We start from the raw sequence: 779 nt of genomic DNA on the forward strand, positions 1-779 counted from the left end.
CGCTGGCCAGACCGCACTGGCGACGGTCGGGACGGTGCCACAGGTGCAGCCCCTCCAGCGCCCGCCGGGCGGTCCACACCGGGAGCTGATGGCTGACCAGCACGACGTGCCGCCCGGGGTGGACGTCGCGCCACTCGGCGGCGGCGGCGAGCATCCGCTCGGCGATCTCAGTGTACGGCTCGCCCCATGATGGCCGGAACGGGTTGGCCAGCAGCCGCCACAGGTGCGGGTAGCGCAGGACCGCCGGGCCCGCCTCGAACGGCTTGCCCTCGAAGGCGTTGCGGCTCTCGATCAGCCTCGGGTCGACCTCGATGGGCAGGCCGTGGGCAGCGGCGATGGGAGTGGCCGTCTGCTGGGCGCGGTCCAGGGGGCTCGCGACCACGGCGGCGACGTCCATCCCGGCGAGGAACTCGGCGGTCACCTTGGCCTGGCGGTGGCCGGTCTCGGACAGCCCGTATCCGGGCAGTCGGCCGTAGAGGACCTTCTCCGGGTTGAAGACCTCCCCGTGGCGGACCAGATGCACTCTTGTCAGCGGCCCCCGCTCGGCGCCGCTGCGCGGTCCCGATCCGGTGGCTCGCGGCTGGTCCGACGAGGTGCTCACCAGCTCGTCGCCCACCGGCTCCTGCGCCGGGCCCGTCATGACCGGCGTCCGCTGGTCGCGGGCACGGGCGTTGGATCGGGCACGGCGGCGGCGAGCAGGGCGTCGACGTGCCCGTGGTAGCAGCCGGCGAACTTGATGATCGTGGACCGGCCGGTGAAGCCCCGGGCCAGCCGCACGG

General features: G+C 74.1%; 1 protein-coding gene. It reads right to left on the reverse strand.

The annotated features are described in order from the left end of the window. The coding region (locus NBZ85_RS31525; protein WP_261563471.1) for a histidine phosphatase family protein at positions 1-640 on the reverse strand (640 nt) is incomplete at its 3' end. Between the last annotated feature and the right edge of the window lie 139 nt (positions 641-779).

The sequence above is a fragment of the Frankia tisae genome (assembly GCF_025403405.1).
Lineage (GTDB): Bacteria > Actinomycetota > Actinomycetes > Frankiales > Frankiaceae > Frankia > Frankia tisai.